Raw genomic sequence first — 24,472 nt, forward strand, 5'->3', positions numbered from 1 at the left:
AGCTGACGTGCCACCCCGCCGGCTGTCGGTGTTACTGACGCGGCACTGTCCGACTTGCCGCGGCGCTCTCCGCCCAGGAGAAGGCGCTATCCGAATGGCTGCCGGTCGCGGACGGAGGAGGCCATCCCACCGGCTGTGTGCTGTTATTCCCCAACCCATAGGCGCGGCACCCTCACACTGGCCGCGGCGCCGAGATGAAGAACCGGCGCAATCTCAACGGCTAGGACACGGCGCGCAGGCTGGCGGCAGGGCTCAGCCGGCTCCATTCCTCGCCCCGCTTGCGCTGCTCACGGTTCCACAGCTCGGTGCGGAACGCCTCGTTCGCATCACCGGTCATCTCGTGCGCAATGGTGCCGTCGAGGGCGGGGAGGTGCAGCCGCGATAGGATCTCGGCGCCGATCATCGTCTCAACCGAGGGCACGTGCTCCACGTCCCGCGGCAGGTTGCGGTTCGCGTCGGTCGCGATGGCGTTGGCCTTGCCCATCTCGGCCACGAGGTCGAGGATCGCGGCGACGGCCTTCGGGTAGTCCTTCCGCACCCGCGCGGCGATCTCCTCCACGCGCTGCTGCGCCTGGCCGTGCTGCTCTCGCCGCTGGCGCTGCTCCTCGCCGTCCCGCTCAACCGCCAGTCGCTTGTCGAGGGTCGGCATCAGATTACGGAGGCGGAGGGCCACGAAAGTCAGCGCGTCAGCCTCCTGCTTGGCGACGAGGGCATCGCGCGTTGGCAGGGTCGCATCCGAGGCCGCCGCTGCTTTCTCGGCGGCGAACGCGTCGCATTCGGCCACCTGCTTGGAGGCTCGATCGATCAGAGCGCCGACGTCCGTGGCAGTGAGCGAGCCGCCCAGCGCCACGTGGATCTCACGGTGGGCGGCGTCGGCCGCGTCGAAGGTGGAGGTGTCGGACATCAGCGGTTCCTCATCCAGGCGTTGCTGAGTTGAGCCTTGTGGATCTCGTAGGCGGCGGCACGGTCGCCGCCCTGCGTGCGGGCATCGGCGATGCGCTGCGTCTGCCGAGGGTCGAAGCGATCGGGGTTGCCGGGCCGCTGGCCGGCACGGAGCGCATCCGCCCGCCCGTGCGCTCGATCCGCCATGCGAGTGAGGAACGCTGCGGCCAGCAGGCTGTCCTCGGCGCTGTCGCGCATCAGCCCAGACGAGCCGCCGTTGCTGGCCGCCATGGTGCAGCGGAACGCCATGCTGCGCAGGCCCTGCATCGCCTGCTCGACCCGGAACACCTCGCCGGACTCCGCGTCGCCGATGAGGTGCAGGGCCTTGGCCCGCTCGGAGAATGTCAGAAGGCATCCCCCGCCGGGGCCGTAGGCATCCTCAAACTTCTGCCGCGCGTCCGCCAAGTAGGCGTCGTTGACCTTGGTGTCGGTCATCATCAGTCCCCCACCGCGTGCCGCATCGGACATCATCATGCCGACGTGCATGCGATGACCGTCCGAAAGCGGGCCGCCGTCGTTCGTGTATTGGATGGTGCCATCTGGCTTGATGATCCTGTGCCGCCACTTGCGGCCCTGCGCGTCCGTGAACATCAGCCAGCCTTCATAGTCTCTAGCCGCACGGCTATGGCGCGGCGCACGTACTCAGAGACGGAACAGCCTTCAGCCTCGGCCGCGGCGTAGATCTGCGCCGGCAGCTCGCGCGGCACGCCGACCTTGATGCTAGCCGGGTAGAGCCCGCGGCCGTCATCTGGCGCCTTGAACTGAGAAGCAGTCCTCGTCATGGGGATGACTGTGGGCGCGTTCGCGAGAATATCCTACGGCAACTCTGACGATGCTCGCGGATCTAAGCTTTCTGACGATTTTGCGCGCGCTTTTCGTCTGAGGCTCGCGCGAAGTAGCCTCGGATATCCTCGCTCTGCCGCTCGCCAGCAAGGTAGGAGCGAAGCGCGTCGTCGTCGCCGTCGAGGTGCATCAGCAGAGCCGGATGCGAGATCATCCAGTCTCCACCGCCGACGCGGCGCCCGATGTCGAAGCGGGACGCCCACTGCCGCATCGTGCCGGCCGACTTCCGGGCGATATGCGCCGCCTCACCGACGGTCAGGGCCTCGTCGCGGTTGAACGGGATCAGGACGCGGGGAAGAGCGGGATCCAGCATCAGAAGGCGGCCAGGTTGTAGGTGGACTTCGACTGCTTGGTCATCAGCATGGCGCCGGCAGCCGCGTTGATCAGGTCGTCGTGCGCGCCCTTCATGGTCGGGTGATCGATGATGTCCCGACCGGTGCCGCGAGTCGTGCGACGCTCCAGAGACAGCAACTGCTTCCGGAGCTGAGGCATATCGAGCAGCACGGCGTTGCGGCTGTTCAGGATCGGCAAGAAGTCCCGGTAGATCTCTGACTTCGAGCGCTCGGAAACCACGTAGGTGATCTCTGCCGCGCGGAACCGCTCGCGAGGCCACTCGCCAGCGTACCGATCGCCCGTCACGCTCTTGATGCCGTAGGCCTTCAGCAGGCCGCAGAACTGGCGCACGACGGCATCCGGCGAGGTGCCGGGGTGCTCCTCCCGCACGGCGTCGAGAACGACCCTTTCGCCTTCCTGGTGCGCAATGGCGAGCGTCATCGCGTCCGCACCACCGCCTGACGGATCCACGAAGGCCGAGTAGCGGATGCCGGATGACGGCGGGCGCTCGATCACGTCGGTGGCGGTGCACTCCTCCACCACGTCGAGGCTGATGAACGACTCGATGCCGTCGCGGAACTCACCGCCCCATTCGGCGCGGGCCACAGCAGCGTCGCGGGCGTACTCCTTGGCGATGAAGCGATCCGACAGGCTCGGGTTCATCACCTTCGAGGCCGCCTTCGCTACCAGGATGGTCGGGTCACCTTCCGGTCCGTAGTGCCGTCGGTAGGCCTCGAACACCTCGCCCTTCCGCGCGTAGGGCGACGACATGCACAGCAACGGGCCGCCCGTGGTCGCCAGCGCCGGTCTCACCGCGTTCAAGATCTCCGTGTCCGGGTTCGTCGTGAAATCCGATCGCCAGAACGCGACCTCATCGCCGACAGCCGCGACCGCCGTGCCGCCACGGATTGTGCGCCAGTTCGCAGGCCGGACTTCGATGTCGATGCGGGTGGATAGGCTCACCGTGTCGGCCGTCTCACCCGTGCGAAGCTTGCGCAGGATCGGGGAGCCGGTGCGCGGGTCAAAGATGCCGGAGAGGTAGGAGAGCGCCTTGCGAGCCTGCGCCACGCTCGCCGACATAATCGGCACGGTGCCCCGCTCGCCCGGTGCCAACACGTCGCTCCAGTCGCACAGGGCGGCGAAGTAGGACGCGAAGACCGCGCCCGCCCGGGTCTTACCGCCGCGGCGGCCGACGATCATCCAGAGTTCGTCTACCGGCTCGCTCGGCTCGTGCTCCCGCCCGGTCAGGCTCAGCAGCACCTCGCGCTCGGCGGGCCGCAGCTCCTCACCCTGGCTGGCGATCAGCAGGGCCTTCCAGCCCGCCCAGGTGTCGCCCTCCAGCATGGCGCCGAAGAGCTGAGGATCGGTCAGCGCCCGGCGCATCGAGAACAGGCGCTTCACAGGTCGACCGCTCCCTCTCGCGCGAGCTGGGCCGCGTAGGTCTTCAGATCCGGCGTGACGTCCTTCGGCCGGCGCTTCAGACCGATCCCTTCGTAGAGCCGCCGCAGGTTGCCCGCCTGTCGGCCGTAGAGGTCCAAGGACTCGGGATCGGCGGCGCCGGCTGCCGCGAACTGCGCCTCCAGCCGCTCCAACTCGGTGGCGATGGTGGCCGCCCGGCGGATCAGAGACCGCTCGGCCTCGGAAACTTCAGAGTCCCCGCCGAGATCTGCCGTGTGCAGATCAATGAGGTCCCGCATCCGCCGGCCCCAGACCGTTCGCCCGTCGAGACCGACGCCAAGGCGGTTGCCGTTCGTAACGGTGCTGCGTCTGCGCCCCTTCATGAGGTTTCCCGACCCGATCTGGCGATATCGGGCCGATAATATAGCATTAGCTATACAGTGTCACTGCAGGAATGATGCCTAGCTACCTCTACGATCGTTCCGAGAACAATGACGCGATCAGCTGGGTTTGCCGGAACGGGGCACACATTCGCGGAGGCATGAGTGTCGCGCTACTTCATCAACACCGCCAACGGCAGTGAGGTAATGGATGAGGAAGGCATCGATCTGCCGAGCCTCGATGCATTGCGTACCCTACTCCGTCGGGCCCTCACCGAGATGATGTGTGATGAGGCTACGGCGATCGGCGTGAACAAGTACACTGCGCGAGCCTATGATGAGGCCGGGCGGCTGGTGATGAGCGCGCAGGCCAACTTCTCCATCACAGACCGGTAGGACGGCTACTTCCTCGCCCTAGGCCTCCAACCGCGCCAGCACCCGCTGAACCTGCACGGCCTGCCACTGGCCCTTACCGGTCGAGGTCTCGATCCCGCGCTCATTCAGGGCGATGGCTATGCCGCGGGCGGAGGTGATGCCCTCGGCCTGGATCTCAGCGATGACGGGGGCGAGGTCCGCCGTGCGGGCGCTGGCCTTGGCCGACAGAGCGGCCCTGCCAGCCTCACTGACGGCCGCCGACATGACGACGCCCCGATTGCCGCCGAGCTTGGTCCCACGGGCCTTGGCGGCTGCCAGAGCGGCCTTGGTGCGAGCGCTGATCAGACCGGCCTCCAGCTCGGCCACGGCCACCATCTGGTTCAACATGAATTTGCCGGCAGGCCCTTCGATCTGGGGAAGGTCGCAGAACCGCACCTCGACGCCACTGGCGAGCAGGCGGGACAGGAAGGCCACCGAGCGGGTCAGCCGATCCACCTTTGCTACGAGCAGCGGTACGCGCTTCAGGCGAGCTTCGGCGAGAGCGGCATCCAATGCAGGTCGGGCATCGTTCCGACCGCTTTCCACCTCAACGTGCTCGGCCAGGATCTTCCAGTTGCCGCCGTTGAGGTAGACGCGGACCGCCTCACGCTGAGCGTCGAGCCCGAGGCCCGACTTGCCCTGCCGATCGGTGGAAACGCGGAGATAGGTAATAAATCCGCCCGAAGCCATGGTATTACGCCCTAGTCACCGCTCGTTGACTAGATTGTAAATAGGCTGCCGAGTCAGTCAAGCGGTACTTCGCAGCCATCGGCGGCGAGGAGGAAATTTCGGACGGCGGGGTTTGTGTCTCGGCCTGGCCATCGGACCTGTTTCGAAGAACGATATCCCGACCGGCGTGATGGTGTTACCGTCAGTCTCAGCCCCGCATCTGCTGCCGAGCTGTAGGAGGATTACTCCATGCGGCTCGACATCGGCCTTGAAGGCGACTGGATGGTGGATCCTCGCGATCTGGCCTCCCGCTTCGGTATCAGCGCCACTTTGCTCAAACGCCTGAACCAGCGGGGGCGCGTTGATGCTCAACTCGCAGCAGGAACCGGCAAGGACACGGGTCTTTCGCGCGTGACTGTCCGCCTGGAGGACAAAGGCTGGTCGGGCATCTTCGATCACACCGGCTCGCTGATCAGCGAAGAGATGTGGTGACCTGCGCCGGGAAGATATCCTCAATAACGAGTATGATTGGTGCGCCGGTTTAACCGAGCGGGAGGTAGTCGTGAACTACGCCTACACGATCCGCGCGGTACGCGGCGACGACACGGTGCGGCTGCCATGTGCAACGGCGTGGATCGCTCTCGAAAGGTGTCGGCTCTTTGCTGTGTTGGGCTGGAGCGTGGCCGCGTTTGACCTCAAAGGTGCTGCTGTACCTATCACTACGCTGGAAGGTACGGCAGAGGCTGAGGTCGACACGGCGCTGCAACGGATACGGAAGCCGACCGACCGGCCGGAGAGGTCAGCTTAGGAAGCGGGCTGAGAGATCGGATCGGCACCGCGACGATAGCCCGCTGCCCAATCGCATCCTGCTGCGTTGTCCCTGCCGAACCGCAGGAGATGCCCATGGCCTACGTGACGATCGAGAAGGACGGCGAGCCCTGGATGTTCTGCCACTCGACCCATGAGGGCGAAGTCGAGAAGCAAATCAGAGCCGCAAGCCTAGAGGCGCCTACCGCCACCTTCACGTCTCGACCTTCGACGCCGATCGAGAGCCAGCACTGCGCTGACGCGATGGATGCCGAGGGCGGGGTGGTCGAGGATCCATTCAAGTTCTTTGCTGTGCCGGTAGTCGACGACCAAACCGATTAAGGACCGTGGCCGGACAACCCGGACATTCCGGACAGATGTCCCGTATGTCCGGCGTCCGGCACCGGACGGACAGGACAAAACCCTAGGGATCTGTCCTGTCCGTCCGGTCGCGGCACTCATTCCGACGCCTCAATAAGCCAAAGGTGATCGACGCCGTTGAGAGCCACCGAGCCGATCAGGCTGCGGCCGAGGCATGCTTCGACGGCCCGCTTGAACGCCTTGCGCTTGGCCTCTGTCCGCTTGGCCTCGTCGTCGCCATCCGCCGGGTAGATGGCGAAGAACCCCGTCCTGACGGCCTGCAGCGGAACGGCACGGACCTCGGAGCCCTCATTGCCGAACGGCCACGCGCGGATGCCGTGGTCGGCGAGGCTCGTCAGGAGCGCTTGCCGGAACACCTTCGACGATGTCGGCCAACGCTCCTTGCCGGCCGTGACGGCTGCCGCAGACGTGCGGTCCGTCTGCCAGTTCACGACACAGGTAGTGATCGGCTCGCGGTCGTAGTTCTCGCCGACTGTGACCACCTCCAGATCGAACGGGATCTCATACCCGCAGCGAGCGCCACGCACCTTCCGGATCGCCATGCGCGTGTTGCTGATGGCGCCGCCCTCATCACGATTGGCGAGCACGGCGAGAACCGCGTCCGCAGCCGCTTCCTTCGCCGAGGATCCCCGAGTGCCAGTCTCGGTGGTTTTGCCGAAGTGATCGACTCCGAGGACGAACGCACCGGTCTGACGGCTCAGCGCCTCCATGGCGTTCATCACCCGCTGGGCTTCCGCGGCCGAGTTCTCATCTCCGAAGCCGGCCGCTGCCGCGACGGTATCAACGATGATCAGCGCAAGTGGCAGGTCGAACACCTGGCGCAGATGCTCGGCCGCGGCCTTGGCCACCGCCACGAGCTGAGTGACAGCCTCAGTGCTGAGGAGACGGGGGCAATCGTCGATCCAAGCGAAAGGCAGGTGCTCGGCGGGCTCAGAGCCAAGCTTACCCTGAACAAGACCGCGAAGCCGGATCGGGATCTCGAAAGCTCCTTCGGAGGCGACGAACAGCACACCGCCCTGCCGGAGAACGCGCCGCCCGGCGAACGGCTGACCGGTCATCACGGACGCTGACAAGTCGATGGCGGTAAAAGTTTTTCCGCAACCCCATTGACCGGGCATCAGCCCCTTGCCGGTCTCGCTGATCAGATCTTGGACTAGCCAAGCGCGATCGGCTTCCGGATCCGCTTCGCCGTGCCATCGGAGCGTGATGGGGGATGAACTGACGACGTGAGGCGGATCGCGCTTGAAGGGCACGGGAGCAGGCTCGCTGAGCCGGTCCAGTTCGGCCGCAAAATGTGGCGCTCTCATTGGCGCGCCTCCGAGTTGGGTTGGGGATGGGAAGCGGGCGAGGGCTGTCGCCGCTGGCGCACGCGTTCGGTCTGCTCGGTCAGGTCGCCGAGCAGGTTCAGGGCAGCTCGAAACTCGGCAGCGGCGCAGCGCATCGAGTACCGGAGCCCGGCGTCGTCGCCCAAAGCGGCGTAGGTGTTGACGAGATCGGCCCGCATGGCGACGGCCGCCATTCGCTCGGCGATGTAGGCGCGGAGCTTGTTCGGGTCGCCGAACTCAAAGTCGTCGGGATTGAGGGTGGGGGCGCTCATGCGCGCCTCCAGTTCTCAGGCAGGTCGAAGGCGTGGGCCGCGTAGACTGCGGCAACGGCCGGGCTGCATTTTAGGCGCGCGGTGATCCGGCGCGCTTGAAGGTCAACGTGGTGTAGGTTATCTCTGAGATCGTCAGCCGCCAAGCAGACATTTCCCAGAGCCCTCGGCGTACCAGCGCCGGGGGTTCTGACGTTGTGGGCCAATCTACGCCGCCTCCATCTCAAGAGAGGCCACGAGGCGCTGCAGGCTGTCGGCCGGGATCAGCGTTTTGACGCCGACCTTGAACGACCGAAGCCGCTTATCAGCAATCATCTCGTAGACCGTGGTTCTGCTGAGGCTCAGAGCCTGACAGGCTTCGTTCACCGAGTAGGCAAGCTTCATCGGTGGCGCGCGCAGGTCTCCCTGCGACGCCTGAGACTCTTTCGAGTTCATGGGTCTATTCCTTCTCTGTCAGCACGTGTCCGCGCCGATAGGCAGAAACTAGGGCTGCAGCGCTGCCTTCGTGAAGAGGGCAACAAAGGCAACTAAGGCAATAAGCTTGTTGCCCTAGACCGACTTCGGCCGCTTTTTGATTGGCTTCCTGCCCGCCGCCCGCAAAATTGTGTCTTCGGAAGGCGGCGTTCGGTTGGACTGCTTGATGTACTTCTGGACTTTGTCGGCCAGCCTCTGGTCCGAGATTTGGCCTCGGGTCGGAATGCCCGTTGGGAAGAGGGCCTCAAAAGCTTCCTGGCACATCAGCTTTTGCGGTGTTGTTCGTTCGGATACCGATGCAGCTTCTTCCTGAGCAGCATCTCCGCGAGCCGCATCTGCTAGCCGCGCGGGCAATAGTTCGTTGAACTCAGGATGCTCCAGAAGCCAACGGACGGCGGGACCGCGGCAAATTTGCCAGTGGGCCAGATACTGCGGGTGATTAGTTCGGCCAAGATCCTGGCTCTCGCCGCTGTCATGACGAAGCCAGCTTGGCCTAGCTCTAGAGGCGACAGAGAATGCTTCCAGAATAGGGCTACGCGTGATGTCGAGCAGGTCCCGCGCCTTGCCGTTGTGGATCTCCACGAACCGGATGAACTGATGGAGGTCGGAGAAATCGGCCGTCAGCCAGCCTGACCAGTACGCCCGCCCATTCTGATCTCCATAGGCACGCCGGAAGATTTCCTCCGTCGCTTCCAGCCTCGCATGGACGCAGCGCTCGATGAGAAGGGTCACCACCACACGGCGATCCGGGGCGCTCAAGATGCTGGCGGCGCTGGCATCCTCGAGGATCTCCGCCATCAGGCCGGCATCCGCAGGCTCAGGAGGCTCGGCCATGCGCACCTCCTACAATTAGCGCCCACGCATCCATCAGCTCGCGCCGCTTCTGGAAGAGATCACCGCGCCGATAGGCTGCCTCGACCCGGTTCTCGATGATGTGGGCGAGCGCCATCTCCACCATCTCGTTCGGGAAGTGTGTCGTCTCAGCCGCCCAATCGCGGAACGTCGACCGGAAGCCGTGAACGGTTAGATCCGGCCGATTCATGCGCTTCAGCAACTCCAGCATCGCCATGTTGGAGAGTGACCTGCCGCGCTTACCGCCGGGGAAGACGTGCCGGTCTCCGAGCACCTTGAAGCCTTCGAGGATCTCTACGGCCCGATCACACAAAGGCACCCGGTGCTCGCGACCGCCCTTCATCCGCCCGGCCGGCACGGTCCACGTTCGCTCGGCGAGGTCGATCTCGTCCCAGGTCGCGCCGATCACCTCGCCTGTGCGCGCAGCCGTCAGGATCGTGAATTCCAGAGCGAGCGGCGACGTGCCGGACTGCGCCCGCAAGCGGCCGACGAACTCGCTGATCTCGCGGAAGGGCAGGGCGGCGTGATGCTCGACGCGCTTAACCTTCGAGCGCTTCGGCAACAGGTTCTGCAGGTGCCCACGCCAGCGCGCCGGGTTCTCACCTTGCCGGTAGCCACGGGTAGCGGCCCAATCCAGCACCGACTCGATGCGTCCACGCACCCGCGTGGCCGTCTCCGTCTTACCGCCCCAGATCGGCTCGATCACCCGCATTACCAGCCCAGTATCGACTGCCTGAACGGGAAGGGCGCCGAACACGGGCGAGGCGTAGGTGGCGAGGGTGTTGCGCCATTGATCACTGTGTTTCGCATTGCGCCAGCCGGCCTTGTGCGCCTCAATATAAGCTTCCGCGCAGGCGTCGAAGGTGATGGTGTTGGCTGCGTCGAGTCGCGCGGTTGCGCGAGCCTTCTCACGGGCCTCTATCGGGTCGATCCCGTCTAGGCAGAGCTTCCGGCACTCGGTAGCCTTCTCACGCGCCTCGGCCAGCGTCAGGGTATGCAGCGAACCGAGGCCCATCGACCTCGCCCGGCCGTTCAGCATGAACCGGAAGATCCACGAGCGCGCCTCGGCGTTCGTGACCTGCAGGTAGAGTCCGCCGCCGTCGGCATAGAGGCCCGGGTCTCGGGTGCGGGAGACCTTCAGTGCGCTGAGCTGCCCTGGCGCTCGTCTCGACACGATACCTACAACGCTACCTACAAATAGGAGCCGGATTGTAGCGTGTCCGTGCGTGTACGGATAGACGGGCCAGGGGAGGGCGAGTGAAGAAAAACAACGCGTCACGGACAGTGGCGGACAGTCGAGGACAGTTTTTGGAAAGACCCCCTCTCCGCCACGTACTTGAATTTAATCGTTGATTTAACTGAGTCTTCTGACGGGGTTGCAGTAGCCGGCCCACGTTGCGCCCTACATTTCGAAACGGCTTGTACCGGATGTAGATGGACGATGTGCCCGCGCGCGAGGGCGAACCCGTTGCTCGCTATCATCACCAAGGCCGATTTCTTCGAGAGTCATTCTGATAGCGCAGCCGGGGCGAGGACCCATGCGGCAGCGGTCATGCTCGCTGCCGGACACATGACTATAGTGATTGGGAGTTCAGATCCGCCCACCGACAGTCAGCGTGAGAGGGCGAGTCGCATCCCGATGACCGGCTCGATCTTGCCCCAGAAGAACGCCGAGTACTGCTCCGCGCGATCGGCCGGGCCGGCGTAGCCAAGTTGGTCAGAGGCCGACCTCGGCGAGTTTTGGCTCGCGACTGCCGATGGTACGCTGATAGGCGAGCGCGAGATGCTCGCCGAGCGCGTCGGCCAGTATCTTCTCACATCGAGTATGGGTGGTGTCTCGTGACCTGACCGGCTGGCTTTGGACCGGGCTGATTGAGAGGATCAGCCAGGACCGAAGGCGTCGGACCTGCGGCGAGGTCAGAAGACGAGCGGGCAGCAGGTCGTGCTGAAGCTGCGCCAGATCGAGGTGCAGACGGCACAAGGCAAAAGCTTGGCGCTGGCGTGCGAGGAGGCGGAGATCTCTGAGCAGAGCGACTCACGCTGGCGCAAGGAGTACGGCGGCCTCCAAGTCGACCAAGCCAGGAAAATGAAGCAGTTGGAGCGCGAGAACGCTCGGTTACGGCGGCTCGTGGCGGACCTGTCTTTGGAAAAGCAGGTACTGGCGGACGTCGCCTCGGGAAACTTGTAGCCCCCGAGCGGCTCCGGCAGGCGGTCGATGGCATCCGGGAGAAGTACGGCCTCTTCCGAACGTCACGCCTGCCGGATCGTCGGCCTGCACCGGGGCACGCAGCCCTACGTGCCCACGCTACGTGCCCACACTGCCGGCCGACGCGGATGCGCTGACCCGCGCCATCATGGCCCTGGCGTCCGAGTACGGCGCGACAGATACCGCCGTTTCACCGCGCTGCTGCAGGCAAACGGCTGGCCGGTGGGCAAGGATCGGGTTCATCCTTCGAGAACCTCAGGACGAGGGCATCTGGCCTCGCGAGGGGCTGAAGGTCCCCCGGGAGCACCGGCCGCGCAGCCGTATCTGGCTGACCGACGGCTCATGCGTGCGACTGCGGCCGCTCCGCCGCAGCCATGTGGGGAGCTTCGACTTCGTGCAGGCGCAGACACATGACGGGCGCAGCTTGCGCGTCCTGACGCTGATCGATGAGCACAGTCGGACATGCCTGGCGCTGAAGGTGGCCCGACGCATCAACAGCGTAGGTGTGATCGAGACGCTGGCCGATGCGATGTGCCTGCACGGCCTCCCGGAGCACATCCGCTGCGATAACGGCCCCGAGCTGATCTCGAAGGCGCTGCGCAAATGGGTCGCCAAGACGGGGCCACAGATTCAGTACATCGCACCCGGCTCGCCGTGGGAGAGCGTGTACTGTGAGAGCTTCAACGGTAGGCTGCGCGACGAGTGCCTACGCCAAGAGATCTTCTGCTCGCTGAAGGAGGCGCAGATCGTGATTGGTCGATGACAATCTACCTACAACCGCGTCCGACCGCATTCGTCGATTGGCTATCGGCCACCTGCGCCTGTCAGCTTCCCAGATCTGGCCTTCCGGCTCTCCATGGCCGCCACCATGCAGTAGTCTCTCAATCGGCTCGGTCCAAAATACCGGTCAGGTCAAGGAGACACCCGAACCGAGGCTATGAAGATGGGGGCATATGCGGACGTTCCGCTGGCGACCCATGCCGGCCGCCCGGATCGCGGCCAAGCTTTCGCCCAAAGCGGTCATCTGCGACCGGCCGCGCACGGTCGGTAGGCATCGAAGTCGGCGGCGACTGTACCTGAGATTCCCTGTTCGAAGCAGTTCAACGCGGCGAACTCGTAAACTCGAGCAGTTTATGTCGCGAGCAACGTCGGTACTCTCGCCCCACGGCGAACGCAGCCGTCGCCGTGAGTGCGCTCATCGACCGGTCCCCTGCTGCATCCGCTGGCGGGGCTTCGAATGCCGTCGCTTGCTCACCCTGCCGAAGGGCAGGCGCAACGTTGCGATCACCGGATAGACGGCGGGAAGAACGACGAGCGTCAGCAGCGTCGCGGTGATCAGGCCGCCGATCACCACCGTGGCGAGCGGGCGCTGCACTTCCGCACCCGCGCTGGTCGAGAGCGCCATCGGCAGGAAGCCGAGCGCTGCGACAAGGGCCGTCATCATCACCGGGCGCAGGCGCCTCTCGGCCGCCCGGGTGGCCGCCTCCCGCGGGTCCAGGCCGGAAGCTTCGAGGTCGCGGATGGTGCTCGTCAGCACCACGCCGTTCAGGATCGCGATGCCGAAGGTCGCGATGAAGCCGATCGCCGCCGAGATCGAGAACGGCATGTCGCGCACAGAGAGGGCAAGGATGCCCCCCGTCGCGGCCATCGGCACGTTGAGGAAGATCAGCCCGGCGCGGCGGATGTCGCCGAACATCACGACGAGGAGGACGAGGATCCCCGCCAGCGCCGCCGGCACCACCACCGAGAGGCGGGCGGTAGCCTCCTGCAGGTTCTGGTACTGGCCGCTCCATTGCAGCGCGTAGCGGGGCGGCAGCTTGACCTGATCGGACACGGCCTTCTGCGCGGCGTCCACGAAGCTCTGCACGTCGCGGCCGCGGACGTTGGCCTGGATCGAGATCCGCCGCTGCAGCCGCTCGCGGCTGATCTGGGCCGGGCCGGAGGTGACCTCCACCGAGGCCACCATCGCGAGCGGCACCGTCATGGCGGGACCGGTCTCCTTGCGCGGCCGCCCCACCGGCAGGGCGCGGATGCGCTCGATGTCGCTGCGGTCGGCCGGGTCGAGCCGGACCACGATGTCGGTGATGGAATTGTCGTCGCCGTAGACCATGCCGGCGGGGCGCCCGCCGATGCTCTCGACCACGTCGAGCACGTCCGAGACGTTGATCCCGTAGCGGGCGGCCTTGACCCGGTCGACCCGGATCGAGAGCGCCGGCATCCCGGCCTGCGCCTCGGCCTTCACGTCCGCCGCGCCCTGAATGCCTGAGACCACCCGCACGATGGAATCGGCCGTGTCCTTCAGGACCTTCAGGTCGTCGCCGTAGAGGTTGATCGCGACGTCGCCGCGCACGCCCTCCAAGAGGTCGTCCATCCGCATCTGGATCGGCTGCGAGAAGCTGTAGGCGACGCCCGGCACCTCCTCCCGGAGGCGCTTATCGAAGGCCGCGACGAGCCCTTCCTGGCTGTCGGCGGTCCTCCAGGTCGAGGGGTCGGTCAGGGTGATGAAGCTGTCGGTCGATTCGACGCCCATCGGGTCGGTCGGGATCTCGGCGCTGCCGGTGAGGGAGACGATCCGCTTCACCTCGGGGAAGGATTTCAGCACCCGCTCGATGCGGGTCACGGTGGCGAGCGAGGCGTTCAGCGCGATGCCGGGCAGCTTCTCGGAGGTGATGACGATCGAGCCCTCCGACAGCTTCGGCAGGAACTCGCCCCCGAGCCGCGTGGCCATCGCGCAGGAGCCGGCGAACAGGGCGACCGTCGTGAGCACGGTGGCGAGCGCGTGCCGCTCGGCCCAGCGCAGCACCGGCGTGTAGACACCCCGCACCGCGTGGACGAGACGCGTCTCGCGCTCATTGACACCGCGCCCGGCGAGAAAGAGCGCCGCGAGCGCCGGCATCAGGATCAGGGTGACGACGAGCGACGAGGCGAGCGCCAGGATCACCGTGAGCGCCATCGGGGCGAACATCTTGCCGGCCACGCCTTCCAGCGCGAGGATCGGGACGTACACGATGATGATGATCGCCACCGCGAAGATCACCGGGCGGGCCACCTCGGCGGCGGCGTCGCGGATCACGTCGTGGGCCGGGCGGTCCGGGTGCTCGCCCCGGGCGCGGAGCACGTTCTCGATCATCACCACCGCGCCGTCGACGATCAGCCCGAAATCGATCGCCCCGAGGCTCATCAGATTGCCCGACAGGCCGAGCAGCCGCATCCCGGCAAACGCCATCAGCATCGAGAGCGGGATCGCGGCGGCGACGATCAGCCCTGCGCGCAGGTTGCCGAGCAGTAGGAGCAGCACCACGATCACCAGCACCGCCCCCTCGAGGAGGTTGTGCTCCACCGTGCGGATGGTGCGGTCCACCAGCGCGCTGCGGTCGTAGAACGGGACGATCTCGACCCCCGGCGGCAGTTGCTGGCGCAGGGCGGCGATCGTCTTCTTCACCTCCGCGACCACGGCGCTGGCATTCTCGCCGTAGCGCATCATCGCGATGCCGACGACGGTCTCGCCTTCCGCGTCGTGGGTGACGGCGCCGAGCCGGACCTTGGGGGCCTCCTGCACCGTGCCCAGCGTGCCGAGCGTCACCGGCACGCCGCCGGGGCCCGTCGCGACGACGATGTTCGCGATGTCCTCCGGGCCCTTGGCGAGGCCGAGGCCGCGGATCGTCTCCTGCTGGTCGTTGTGCTCGATGTAGGCGCCGCCCCGGGCGGCGTTGTTCTCAGCGAGCGCCGTGTAGACCTGGGCCAGCGTCACGCCGTAGCGGCGCAGCGCGTCCGCCGAGACGCGGACCTCCTCGGTCGGCATCTGGCCGCCGTAGATGTTCACGTCGGCGATTCCGGGGGTGAGCTTCAGCTTCGGCGCGATGGTCCATTGCAGGATGCGCTTGAGCTGCATCGGCGTGTAGGCGGGCCCGCGCAGCTCGAACTGGTAGATCTCGCCGAGCCCGGTCGCCATCGGACCCATCTGCGGATCGCCGACTCCGGCGGGCATCAGGCTCTTGGCCTGGGGCAGGCGCTGGAACACCTCCGCCCGCGCCGCTGTGACCGACACGGATTCGTCGAAGGTGACGTAGACCGCCGAGACGCCGGCCCGGGACGTCGAGCGGACGTTGGAGAGCCCCGGCGCACCGGCCATCGCGTTCTCGACAGGAAAGGTGACGAGCCGCTCGACCTCCAGGGGGCCGAGCCCCGGCGACAGGGTGAGGATCATCACCTGCTTCGGCGAGATGTCCGGCACCGCGTCGATCGAGAGACCTTCGAGGTTAGCGGCTCCGCCCGCCGCCGCGGCCAGCGCGATCATCAGCACGAGGAAGCGGCGGCGGACCAGGATGGCGAACCAGCTCTTCATCGCCGGCGCTCAATCCGTCGAGCCGAGAAGGCTGCGCAGCAGGATGGCCTTCAGGCCGAAGCTGCCCGCGGTCGCAACACTCTCACCCGCCGCCACGCCTCGGCGCACCTCCACCCAGTCGGTGCGCTGGATGCCCAGCGTCAGGGCCCGCCGCTCGAACCTGTCCGGGGCCGTGCGCACGAAGGCGATGGGGCCGGTGTCCGTCTGCTGCACGGCCGCCGCCGGGATGGTCACGCCGTCGCGACCGAGATCAGCCCCGACCGTCACCGAGACGAAAAGGTTGGCGCGCAGGAGATCCTGCGGGTTGTCGAGTTCGATCCGCGCCGGCGCCGTGTTCGTCACCGGATCGAGGGCGGCGTTGACCGAGCGGACATGGCCCTCGAAGGGCGGATGGCCGGGCACCGGGCTCTCCACCGAGACCGCATCCCCGGCCTTCACCCGGGAGATGTCGGCCCCGTAGAGGTTCGCCAGCACGACGACACGGGTGGGATCGGCCACCGTGAAGGCGTCGCGCCCGGTATCGACGACCTCGCCCAGGGTGATGCCGACGCTCGTCACCACGCCGGCAATCGGCGTGACCACGGCGCTGGTGCCCGGCGCGGCGCCCTCGGCCGGGGCGAGGCGCTGGTACTGCGCCCGGTACATCTCCGCGTTCGCCTGCGCAGATTTCACCGCCGCCTGTGCCTTGGCGAGATCGACCTGCCGCCGCTCGACCTCGGCTTGCGCCACGCCCCCGAATTTCAGCTGCTCCAGCCCACGCTTCACCTGGAGCGCCGCCACCGCCTCGGAGGCCCGCGCCTCGCCGAGGGCGGCTTCAGCCGCCTGAAGCCCGTTGCGGGCGTCGAGGAGGCCGGCGGCATCGAGGGTCGCGAGCGTCTGCCCCGCCGTCACCCGGTCCCCGGGCTGGACGGCGAGGCTCAGTACACGTCCCTGCGTGCGCGGCTTGAGATGCGTCACCCGCCGCTCGTCGAAGGCGACGGTGCCCGGCGCCCGCACCGGGAGCACGATCCGGCGGGTCTCCGCCGTGCCGAAGGCCAAGCCGATCCGCGTCTGCCCCGCCCCGTCGAGGGTGACGAGATCGGGGTTCGCCGGGGTGTCGTCGGAACGGTCCGCCTTCGCCTCGGGGACCGCGGGCGGGGCGAGGCCAAGGCCGGCGAGGAGTGGGCCGCGATAGGTCCAGCCCGCGAAGGCCACGGCGGCCAGCACCGCCAGGATGAGCAGCACTCGCGGCGCGCGGCTCCGGCTCACAATCGGAGTCGGCGCGGAGGCATCCCCGCGCCCGAAGCCATCGGTCTCGGATGCCTCCGAGACCTCCGCGGGGCGCGCGGACGCTTCGGTGTTCAGCGACATGGACAGGCAGCTTGCCGACCGGTCGGGCCGGACGCTCCGCGGATGAGGTTCATGCGTCGAAGCCGGTGGGGAGCACCTCGTCGCTGACGAAGCGCCCGGTCTCGACCTCGCGGATCACAACCTCGAAGCCCTCGCCGCGCCATTCCCGCAGTTGCTCGACGGAGACATAGGTGCGGGTCTCGACGTCGTAGAGCCGGCTCTGGGCGTAACGGTTGATGAGGCGGCGGGGCCGCCGCTTCCGGGGCATGTGTGGACTCCCTCAGCGGTGGGGGATCGCGGCGGATGCGGGGAAGCGGCGTAGCAGGAACAACATCGGAGGAGCCCGCTGAGGATCGCGCCCAGCCGAACAGGGCCCGAGGTGCGCGCTAGAGTCATTCTAATAAATTGGACGAAGCCGATGGGGCGCCACTAAATTCTGGTTCACAGTCGCTTCCTCGCGCAGACCGCAGGGCCGACATGCGACACACTGGCAACGCGGGAGGACCGGGTTCACGTGGCGAGGCTGCTGCTGATCGAGGACGACGGGGACACGGCCGGGGACGTGCGCGACGACCTGCGCGGGCGCGGCCACGAGGTCGCCTGGGCCGCGACCGGGCCGGACGGCGCTCGCTCGGCGCGGCAGGGCGGCTGGGACGCGATCATCCTCGACCGGATGCTGCCCGGCCAGGACGGGCTCGGCGTGCTGCAGGACCTGCGCCGGGACGGGGACCGGACACCGGCCCTCGTCCTCAGCGCGCTCGGCGACGTCGACGAGCGCATCCGCGGCCTCCGGGCTGGTGGCGACGACTACCTCGCCAAGCCCTTCGCGCTCGGCGAACTCGCCGCACGGATCGAGGCGTTGCTCCGCCGCCCGGTCGACACCCGCGAGACGCTGCTGCGGGTCGGAAGCCTGGAGATCGACCTGATCGCCGGGACGGGCCGGCGCGGCGCGCGCGACCTCGACCTCCTGCCTCGGGAACTCAAGCTCCTCGCCTATCTGATGCGCGCGCCCGGTCGGATCGTCACACGGGCGATGCTGTTCGAGGAGGTCTGGAACTACCGCTTTACTCCGAAATCGAACCTCATCGACGTCCATCTCGGCCGCCTGCGCCGCAAGCTTGAGGCGGCCGGGGAGGCGCCCCTGATCCAGAACGTCCGCGGCGTCGGTTTCACCCTCACGCCCGATGACTGACCTCCTGCGCTCGACCACCCTGCGGTGGGCGGTGGGGATCGCCCTGTGGTCGGTGCTTCTCGCCCTGACGATGTTCGCCTTCATCTACTGGCAGACGGCCTCCTACCTGCGGGAGGAACTCGCCGAGACCCTGCGGCTGGAAGTCCGCGCGGCCGCCGCCGACCCCGCCGCCACGGCGTTGCGGGTCGACACCTGGACCGCCATGGACCCGCATGCCCGGCACTATGGCGGCGACTTCGCTCCGGACGGCGTCCGGCGCGCGGGTAACCTCGATGCGATGCCGAAGGGGCTGCCGCGGGACGGGGATGCCTACCGGGTGAACGCCACGGTGGAGGTCGGGGGCCGCAGCCTCGCCGACGAGATCTGGGCCGCGGCCCTGGCGCTGCCCGGCGGCGGCACGGTGGTGATCGCCCACGACACCGACGACATCGACCGGGTGCGGGTCACGACGCTGCGGGCGCTCGGCCTCGGGCTACTGCCGATGCTGGCGCTCTCCGGGATCGGCGGCCTCGTCCTCGCCCGCCGGGGCCGCAGGCGGTTCGCCGCCACCGAGGTGGCGCTCGCCGAGGTGATGCGCGGCAACCTCGGCAAGCGCCTGCCGGTCGGAGGCCGGGGCGATGAGTTCGACCGCCTTGCCGCCAACGTGAACCGCATGCTCGACGAGATCGAGCAACTGATGGGCGAAGTCCGCAGCGTCGGCGATGCCGTCGCCCACGACCTGCGGACGCCGTTGACCCGCCTGCGGGCCCGGCTGGAACGCAGCCGGGCGCAGGCGCGAACGGTGGCGGAATTGCACGAGGCGATCGATCAGGGCCTCGCCTGGATCGACCAGACACTCGCGATGGTGACGGCCGTGCTTCGGATCGGCGCGATGGAGGAGGGCCGCCGGACCGCCTTCGCGCCGGTCGATCTCGGGGAGGTCGCCGCTGCGGCGGTCGACTTCTTCGAGCCCGAGGCTGAAGAGAGGGGCGTCCGGCTCGTCCTGTCGGCGGTGGGGCCTTTCACCGTCCACGGCGACCGGGACCTCTGCTTCGAGGCCCTGTCGAACCTCATCGACAACGCCGTGAAGTTCACGCCCCCCAGAGGGACCGTCCGGGTCGGGGTCGCCTGGACCGGCCAAGCGATCGAGGTGGCCGTGGAAGATACCGGCCCAGGCCTGCCGGCGAGCGAGCACGAGAAGGTCTTCCGCCGCTTCTACCGCGCCGAGATGTCCCGCCAGACCCCCGGCAACGGCCTTGGCCTCAGCCTGGTCGCCGCCATCGCCAAGATTCACGCCGCAAGCGTGAGTGTTCGCACGTCGGAAAAGGGTGGTTGCCGTTTCGCGATGACGTTCCCGAATTTGACCATCGAAGACCGCACGTCTTCTACTTATTGGACGGCTTCGAGAAAAGATCCGCTTGTCAATTTTTGAATGAATTTCTGGCCATGCCCGCTAAATGATCTGCCAATGGGCTCGCGTATCAAGAAATGTCGCGGCACGTCTGCTTCCATGTCTATGCCAGTCGAAAGCGGGCCGTTTCAGATCCACCCATCTTGGACGTTCAGAAGAGCGCGTCGTGGTGGTGACCTGGCCGGTCACTAGGTCGAGCGGGGCGCGTTCGTGCCGGTCCTGCAGAGCTTCGCCACTGAGCGCTCTGTGTTCACGGCGCTGTGGCCGGAGAGCCGACGCGGCGATCCAAACGTGAAGGCTTTCCCGGCATTCCTCGGTGGTATGCTCCCATCCCCGACACCTTGGGACAAGCTGTTCGAAGGTGCGGCGAGGGCGTGAGCGGTCCCCGTGGAGATGTCCGCTTCGGGACATCCGCCGGTCGGAAGCAGATGGGCAGGAAGCCACCCGAAACAGTCTGGCAGATAGTCAGCAGAGCTTCCCAGAAACGGCCGTTCGCCGATCCGGCGCTCCGATCGTGTGCGTCCCGGGCGGCGAACTCTACGACCGAACGTGCTCCCACACCTTGGAGATGACGACCGATCCCTCGCCGACCGAGGCTGCGACCCGCTTGACGGAGCTGGCGCGGACGTCGCCGACCGCGAAGATTCCCGGATGCGACGTCGCGTAAGGCGAATGCGCGCCGATCGCGTCTCCGGTCAGGACGAAGCCGTGTCCATCGAGCTCGACGAGCCCCGAGAGCCAGCCGGTATTGGGGGCGGCGCCCACCATGACGAACACGGCGCAGGTCGAGATCCTGCGCGTCGCTCCGTCGGCGCCGGTGCGGATCGTCACCGCGTCGAGATGGTCGTCGCTGTGCAGGTCGGTGACTTCGGCCCCGTACTCGATCGTGATCGCCGGGTCTGCCTCGAGCCGGCTCGACAGGTACCTCGACATGGAGGTGGCGAGCGATTGCCCGCGCACCAGGAGGCGAACGTGTCGCGCTGAGCGGCTGAGATACATCGCAGCTTGGCCCGCCGAGTTGCCGCCGCCAATAATGATTGCCTCGGCATTCCGGCAGTAGCGCGCCTCGATCTCCGTCGCAGCGTAGTAGATGCCGGCGCCCTCGAACGCTTCGAGGCGGTCGATCGGCAACCTTCGGTACTGGACGCCGGTCGCGACGACGACGGCCTGTCCCCGAACGCGCCGGCCGTTGTCAAACGTCGCACAGAACGATCCGTCCTCGAGCCGCTCCAACTTCGCCACCCGTCGCGGCATCGCGAAGCGAGTGCCAAACTTCATCGCCTGGATCTCGCCGCGCCAGACGAGGTCGGCGCCCGAGATCCCGGTCGGGAAGCCCATGTAGTTCTCGATCCGGCTCGATGTGCCGGCCTGACCGCCGATCGCCACATCCTCGATGACCAACGCGCGCAGCCCCTCCGCACCCGCATAGACGCCCGCTGCCACCCCGGCCGGCCCGCCGCCCACGATGAGGACGTCGAAGGCCTCGTCGTCGACGAGGTTGTAGTCGAGGCCGAGCAGCCGCGCGACCTTGGCGGGCGTCGGCTCGGTCACGACCACGTCCCGGCCGAAGATGACCGCCGGTCGGTTTGCCGAGATCGAGCAGGCCGTTGCGACGCTTGCCGCCTCCGGGCTGCCCAACGGATAGGTCCTGTAAGGAAGCCGGTTGCGGCTCGCGAACTCGGCGATCCGCCGTACGCTCCGGTCGTCGTCCTCGCCGATGAGCACGAGCGTGCCGTCGTGCGAGTCGAGCTGCCGCCGCCGCCGTGCGGCGAGGACTGTGATGATGATGTCCGACATCTCCGGGATCTCGGACATCAGTCGCAGCATCTCGGGGCGCGGCACCTCGGTGACGACCGTATCTGCGCTCGCCCGCATGGGCATCGACCAAACGCCGCCGTTCAGGAACGAGATTTCGCCCATGAACTGGGTCGGACCGAGGGTGGATGGGAGATGGCGCTCGTCCGTAAAGGGATTCACGACTTCGATCTCGCCGGCCTCGACATACACGAAGCGATCGGCTGGCTCACCGGCACGAACGAGAAAGGCGCCTGCGGAGTAGTGCTTCTCGGCCCCGATCGCCCGCAATGCGGCGACATGCGATGCAGCGAGGGGTATGCGCTGCATCTCCCGCAGGTCACGGCCGATCGTTTCCAAGGGTCGCTCCCGTCGTAGGCCATCCGCTGCGGCGCAGCATCGATGGCTCGGCCGCTACAGGCAAGACCCTCGATGTTTGATCCCGCGGTGTGGTGGTACGGTCGATCGTCATGCTGCGAGAGATGCCCCGCCGACAGTCCAGAAGTGGCGAACGCGGCAGACGACAGGTGATGCCGCTATGGGGTCGAAGCAGCCCCGTTCGACGGTTCTGACCCCAGCGGAGGAGGTCATCATCGTCGCCTTCCGCCGGCACACCCTGCTGCCGCTGGACGACTGCCTCTACGGCCTACAGCCCACGATCCCGCACCTGACCCGCTCGTCGCTGCACCGCTGCCTGGAGCGGCACGGCATCAGTCGCCTACCAGAAGGAAGGCGACAAGCCCAAGAAGAAGCGCTTCGCCGATCATCCCACGGCTACATGCACATCGATATCGCCGAGGTCAGGACAGAAGAAGGCAAACTTGACCTGTTTGTGGCCATCGACCGAACCTCGAAGCTGGCTTTCGCCAAGCTGGAAGCAGAAGCGAACCGCTACACGGCATCGGGCGTCCTGCGCGCGCTGACGAGACGGAGGGACATGGGTTGCCGCTGCGAAAGCGCAGCGATCCTGCTACCCTGCGCACAGCCGTCGCCGCTCGGTGGCGCACCTCAGCGCGAGGCAAGTCGATCATGCATAGCGCGGCGATCAGGTGGCTCGTTGTCGCGCTCGCGGGCTTCGTGAGCACCGAAGCTGTCGCCCGGCGTTCTCGAGCGAGCAACCCCGCCCCGCGCGGCGCGACTGCGTTCTCCCCCTTCGCCTTCCCGCGGCCGCCCAATACCGCGCCGCGTCCCGCCGGCGACGGGATCATCCACTGGAACACGCCGAACAAGGACGGCAACCTCGGCGGACCCGGAACAGGGGGAGGGGGCGGCGGTGGAGGCTGACCCCGCTCAGCTTCGCCATCGGGCGCCCGTGGTCCCGCACCCCGTCGCGGAACGGGCGTCTCGGGAGCAGTGGCGGCAACCCTGAGGCAGGGACGCCTGTCAGACCGCACTCAGGCCCATCAGCACGACGGCCATTTGCCAGCCGACCACCATCATCGCGGCGATCCACACCACCGTCGCCACGCCGCCTGCGACCATGATCATCGTGAGGAAGCGATCCATCCAGGGACGCATGGATTGATCCTGAACCGACACTGTCTCGATGTGAGCCATGATTCACCGTCGCATCAGCCTACCGAGGCGATGTCCGCAAGCTTGGTTCCTGCGGCGGAGCACATAGCCCGCCCGCCAGTCAGGCATACAGGAGGTAGAGCACGGTCGCCGGAGCGATCACGACATTGGCTGCGCCGAGGCACACGAGAATCGTCACGGCTGTCGCATGGAGGTTCGGCCTGTCCTTGAACATCCATTCCGCAGGGAATGCGAGTACTGTGATCGGCAGCATGCAGAGGACGATCGAGATCCACAGCAGTGCGCCCGGCACGAAAATCAGGAGACCGATCCGGCTTCTGGGCAACCACTCCGTCCGTTGATCGCGTGCAAGGATGGCTTCCGACATCTGACGCGCCGCCCCCTCTTCCAGATGGCTAATGCAACTAAAAGTGGTATGTGTCGGATTAGCGTCACCTCAACGGGAAATCCCCCCGGCGCCTCGGGTTCGGATTACGCAGAACCTGAGCAGCACCCGCCGTTGGGTTGCCCACCTGCCGATGGGCCTGTGAACACAGCAGGATGGCGGCGCCCGACAGGGTGACCGGTAACGCGTTCTAGCCTCAGCGGCGGCGTGCGACCCTCGCCGCGACCCAAGGTGAGGCGGGCGCGGGTCTCGGAAGCGCATCTCCGACCTCGAACCTCGCCACCTCATGGTCCGTGCCGCCCCCGGACCTGCTCTGAAGCGGGCTGTGGACCTCCTCAACACGGAGAACGCCCGATACCCGAAGACCGAAGACACGGAAGACCCGCGGAGGCCGCCTACGCTGCTGGGCGCGAGGCCCGCGTCGGTGCTGAGCGGCAGACCGCTCCTTCAGCCTGTTCCGAGATGCGGCAGGGCTTGGCTGACGTCCCGGCGGTCGGCCTCTCGCGAAGGACCGCGATGAGAGCGATGTCGCGAAGTGGGAGACCGGAATCCGAGCGCTCCGGCCGGCGCAGGTCGATCCTGCCAGCCTCATGCAACAATCGGAGCAATCCTGGCGACATCCAGCTTGACCATAAGGCCGCCTCGGAACAGCCGAGCTGACGAGGCCACGATGACCAAGCCGATCACCCTGACGAACCGTCTCGTCGACGCCGTCGTGACGGCCGCCATGGCGTTCAGTCTCGTCGTGCACGCCCAGGTCATGATCCTGCCGCCGCACTTCGTGTGACGGACGATCGAACGTGGAGGATGCCGAATTGTCTCACCCGCTGTCGCGCGCGTGAGAAGGGGCCGTCGGCCCCGGCTCGGCAGTGCCGAGCAGCTGATCCCTCGCGAACCCAGCAGTTTGCCACATTGAACCATCACCGTTTCATGCACGTATGCGTTGTATATGGAACTTGGAGGTTGTGATGCAGGCATCCGAATGCTGCATCATCCGGGTATCTATCGCCGCGAGCCTCGGCTGGCTCATCGCGATTACCCTGATGTGGAAGCATGGCGTGCTGGCCGCGCTGATCGTCAGCCCCTTGTTCGGGACCGCGGCGGCGATCGCCGCCATGACCCTGTTCTGGTTCGTGAGCCTGTTCGTCTCCTGCGAACCCATCGGGCCGCGGGCGTCTGACACCAACCGGTAGCAGGATCGGAGAAGG

General features: G+C 66.8%; 24 protein-coding genes and 2 pseudogenes. 9 read left to right on the forward strand and 17 right to left on the reverse strand.

The features are described from left to right. Positions 1–220 precede the first annotated feature (220 nt). From C4T42_RS00665 to C4T42_RS00690, 5 genes are all read right to left on the reverse strand, one after another. A complete protein-coding gene (locus C4T42_RS00665) occupies positions 221–904 on the reverse strand; it encodes a hypothetical protein (RefSeq protein WP_103984570.1) in 684 nt (227 codons plus the stop codon). Then, positions 904–1,533: a hypothetical protein gene (locus C4T42_RS00670; RefSeq protein WP_103984571.1), complete on the reverse strand. Its 630-nt coding sequence runs from the start codon at positions 1,531–1,533 to the stop codon at positions 904–906. The genes C4T42_RS00665 and C4T42_RS00670 overlap by 1 nt, the downstream gene beginning before the upstream one ends. A gap of 253 nt (positions 1,534–1,786) precedes the next feature. After that, positions 1,787–2,098: a hypothetical protein gene (locus tag C4T42_RS00680; RefSeq protein ID WP_103984573.1), complete on the reverse strand. Its 312-nt coding sequence runs from the start codon at positions 2,096–2,098 to the stop codon at positions 1,787–1,789. Further along, positions 2,098–3,519: a hypothetical protein gene (locus C4T42_RS00685; protein WP_244603146.1), complete on the reverse strand. Its 1,422-nt coding sequence runs from the start codon at positions 3,517–3,519 to the stop codon at positions 2,098–2,100. Before C4T42_RS00685 ends, C4T42_RS00680 begins: the two co-directional genes overlap by 1 nt. Then, positions 3,516–3,899 carry a hypothetical protein gene (locus C4T42_RS00690; protein WP_103984574.1) on the reverse strand — a complete coding sequence of 128 codons (384 nt, stop codon included), beginning with the start codon at positions 3,897–3,899 and terminating at the stop codon, positions 3,516–3,518. The genes C4T42_RS00685 and C4T42_RS00690 overlap by 4 nt, the downstream gene beginning before the upstream one ends. A 162-nt stretch (positions 3,900–4,061) precedes the next feature. On the opposite strand from C4T42_RS00690, the gene C4T42_RS00695 reads away from it, so the two are divergent. Then, positions 4,062–4,292 (forward strand): hypothetical protein, encoded by a 231-nt coding sequence (locus tag C4T42_RS00695; RefSeq protein ID WP_103984575.1) that lies wholly within the window; start codon positions 4,062–4,064, stop codon positions 4,290–4,292. An 18-nt stretch (positions 4,293–4,310) separates the two neighbouring features. Here C4T42_RS00695 and C4T42_RS00700 read toward each other — a convergent pair whose 3' ends face one another. Continuing rightward, positions 4,311–5,000 (reverse strand): recombinase family protein, encoded by a 690-nt coding sequence (locus tag C4T42_RS00700; protein WP_103984576.1) that lies wholly within the window; start codon positions 4,998–5,000, stop codon positions 4,311–4,313. A 228-nt stretch (positions 5,001–5,228) separates the two neighbouring features. On the opposite strand from C4T42_RS00700, the gene C4T42_RS00705 reads away from it, so the two are divergent. From C4T42_RS00705 to C4T42_RS00710, 3 genes are all read left to right on the forward strand, one after another. Then, positions 5,229–5,471, forward strand: a complete 243-nt coding sequence (locus C4T42_RS00705; protein WP_103984577.1) for a DUF6522 family protein — start codon at positions 5,229–5,231, stop codon at positions 5,469–5,471. Positions 5,472–5,541: 70 nt separating this feature from the next. Beyond that, entirely contained in the window at positions 5,542–5,787 is a 246-nt protein-coding gene (locus C4T42_RS31410; RefSeq protein ID WP_146073980.1) for a hypothetical protein, read from the forward strand. 95 nt (positions 5,788–5,882) lie between these two features. Continuing rightward, complete coding sequence (locus tag C4T42_RS00710; protein ID WP_103984578.1) at positions 5,883–6,128, forward strand: hypothetical protein; 246 nt, start codon at positions 5,883–5,885, stop codon at positions 6,126–6,128. Between the two features lie 116 nt (positions 6,129–6,244). Here C4T42_RS00710 and C4T42_RS00715 read toward each other — a convergent pair whose 3' ends face one another. From C4T42_RS00715 to C4T42_RS00735, 5 genes are all read right to left on the reverse strand, one after another. Continuing rightward, positions 6,245–7,420, reverse strand: coding sequence for an AAA family ATPase (locus C4T42_RS00715; RefSeq protein ID WP_244603147.1), 1,176 nt, complete (start codon positions 7,418–7,420; stop codon positions 6,245–6,247). A gap of 50 nt (positions 7,421–7,470) precedes the next feature. Continuing rightward, a complete protein-coding gene (locus tag C4T42_RS00720) occupies positions 7,471–7,764 on the reverse strand; it encodes a hypothetical protein (protein WP_103984580.1) in 294 nt (97 codons plus the stop codon). A gap of 204 nt (positions 7,765–7,968) precedes the next feature. Further along, complete coding sequence (locus C4T42_RS00725; protein WP_210202145.1) at positions 7,969–8,196, reverse strand: helix-turn-helix domain-containing protein; 228 nt, start codon at positions 8,194–8,196, stop codon at positions 7,969–7,971. A 114-nt stretch (positions 8,197–8,310) separates the two neighbouring features. Beyond that, complete coding sequence (locus tag C4T42_RS00730; RefSeq protein WP_103984581.1) at positions 8,311–9,069, reverse strand: hypothetical protein; 759 nt, start codon at positions 9,067–9,069, stop codon at positions 8,311–8,313. Continuing rightward, positions 9,053–10,261, reverse strand: a complete 1,209-nt coding sequence (locus C4T42_RS00735) for a site-specific integrase (RefSeq protein ID WP_244603148.1) — start codon at positions 10,259–10,261, stop codon at positions 9,053–9,055. Before C4T42_RS00735 ends, C4T42_RS00730 begins: the two co-directional genes overlap by 17 nt. Before the next feature lie 732 nt (positions 10,262–10,993). On the opposite strand from C4T42_RS00735, the pseudogene C4T42_RS00745 reads away from it, so the two are divergent. Further along, positions 10,994–12,170, forward strand: a pseudogene (locus tag C4T42_RS00745) (IS3 family transposase). A gap of 318 nt (positions 12,171–12,488) precedes the next feature. On the opposite strand, the gene C4T42_RS00750 reads toward C4T42_RS00745, so the two are convergent. The 3 genes from C4T42_RS00750 to C4T42_RS00760 form a co-directional block, all read right to left on the reverse strand. Beyond that, on the reverse strand, positions 12,489–15,638 hold the full coding sequence (locus C4T42_RS00750) for a CusA/CzcA family heavy metal efflux RND transporter (protein WP_103984582.1): 3,150 nt from the start codon (positions 15,636–15,638) through the stop codon (positions 12,489–12,491). Between the two features lie 9 nt (positions 15,639–15,647). Then, positions 15,648–16,862 carry an efflux RND transporter periplasmic adaptor subunit gene (locus tag C4T42_RS00755; protein WP_234081785.1) on the reverse strand — a complete coding sequence of 405 codons (1,215 nt, stop codon included), beginning with the start codon at positions 16,860–16,862 and terminating at the stop codon, positions 15,648–15,650. Between the two features lie 175 nt (positions 16,863–17,037). Beyond that, on the reverse strand, positions 17,038–17,235 hold the full coding sequence (locus C4T42_RS00760) for a polyhydroxyalkanoate synthesis regulator DNA-binding domain-containing protein (protein WP_056526371.1): 198 nt from the start codon (positions 17,233–17,235) through the stop codon (positions 17,038–17,040). A 246-nt stretch (positions 17,236–17,481) separates the two neighbouring features. On the opposite strand from C4T42_RS00760, the gene C4T42_RS00765 reads away from it, so the two are divergent. Both C4T42_RS00765 and C4T42_RS00770 read left to right on the forward strand, forming a co-directional pair. Further along, positions 17,482–18,159, forward strand: a complete 678-nt coding sequence (locus tag C4T42_RS00765) for a response regulator transcription factor (protein WP_020091096.1) — start codon at positions 17,482–17,484, stop codon at positions 18,157–18,159. Continuing rightward, complete coding sequence (locus C4T42_RS00770) at positions 18,152–19,570, forward strand: ATP-binding protein (protein ID WP_042672347.1); 1,419 nt, start codon at positions 18,152–18,154, stop codon at positions 19,568–19,570. The genes C4T42_RS00765 and C4T42_RS00770 overlap by 8 nt, the downstream gene beginning before the upstream one ends. A gap of 516 nt (positions 19,571–20,086) precedes the next feature. Here the strand turns inward: C4T42_RS00770 and C4T42_RS00780 are convergent. Then, entirely contained in the window at positions 20,087–21,703 is a 1,617-nt protein-coding gene (locus tag C4T42_RS00780; RefSeq protein ID WP_103984584.1) for an FAD-dependent oxidoreductase, read from the reverse strand. A gap of 76 nt (positions 21,704–21,779) precedes the next feature. On the opposite strand from C4T42_RS00780, the pseudogene C4T42_RS32260 reads away from it, so the two are divergent. Further along, positions 21,780–22,217 (forward strand): annotated as a pseudogene (locus C4T42_RS32260) (hypothetical protein); the annotation flags it as partial. Positions 22,218–22,726: 509 nt separating this feature from the next. On the opposite strand, the gene C4T42_RS31815 reads toward C4T42_RS32260, so the two are convergent. Together C4T42_RS31815 and C4T42_RS00790 are read right to left on the reverse strand one after the other, a co-directional pair. Next, positions 22,727–22,900, reverse strand: coding sequence for a hypothetical protein (locus tag C4T42_RS31815; RefSeq protein WP_181049141.1), 174 nt, complete (start codon positions 22,898–22,900; stop codon positions 22,727–22,729). 79 nt (positions 22,901–22,979) lie between these two features. Next, the gene (locus tag C4T42_RS00790) at positions 22,980–23,246 is read right to left on the reverse strand and encodes a hypothetical protein (protein ID WP_103984585.1); all 267 of its coding nucleotides are present in this window, start codon (positions 23,244–23,246) and stop codon (positions 22,980–22,982) included. A gap of 986 nt (positions 23,247–24,232) precedes the next feature. Between C4T42_RS00790 and C4T42_RS00795 the strand changes: the two genes are divergently transcribed. Beyond that, the gene (locus C4T42_RS00795; protein WP_020091090.1) at positions 24,233–24,457 is read left to right on the forward strand and encodes a hypothetical protein; all 225 of its coding nucleotides are present in this window, start codon (positions 24,233–24,235) and stop codon (positions 24,455–24,457) included. Positions 24,458–24,472: the final 15 nt, after the last annotated feature.

Origin of the sequence: Methylobacterium sp. 190mf (assembly GCF_900107945.1) — a bacterium.
Classification (GTDB): domain Bacteria; phylum Pseudomonadota; class Alphaproteobacteria; order Rhizobiales; family Beijerinckiaceae; genus Methylobacterium.